The following is a 286-nucleotide window of genomic DNA, read 5'->3' as shown; positions in this document are numbered from 1 at the left end:
GACCACCCGCGCCGGCACGCCCATGGCGCGCATCAGCACCACATAGGCGCCGGCGTAGTGTTCGCAGAAGCCGGCGCGGGTGGTGAACAGGAAGTCATCGACCGCGTTGGCGCCGGTACGCGGCGGTTCCAGCGTGTAGCGGTAGTCTTGCGTGCGGAAGCGCGTCAGCACGGCGTTGCTGAGTTGCTGCACCGGTGCGTCGACAGGGGCGGCGGCGCGCAGTTGCCGCGCCAGCGCCAGCGTACGCGGGTTGAAGCCGGCCGGCAGCTCGAGCCATTGCGTCATG

The 286-nt window shown here is 70.3% G+C and carries 1 protein-coding gene; it reads right to left on the bottom strand.

Going from position 1 to position 286, the window contains the following annotated elements:
- The coding region (locus tag GTP27_RS23405; protein WP_161041469.1) for a transglutaminase-like domain-containing protein at positions 1–286 on the bottom strand (286 nt) is incomplete at both ends.

This window comes from Duganella qianjiadongensis (assembly GCF_009857915.1).
GTDB lineage: Bacteria > Pseudomonadota > Gammaproteobacteria > Burkholderiales > Burkholderiaceae_D > Rugamonas > Rugamonas qianjiadongensis.
Note: the sequence above shows the minus strand (reverse complement) of the source record. Positions and strands in the feature narration are given on the sequence as shown.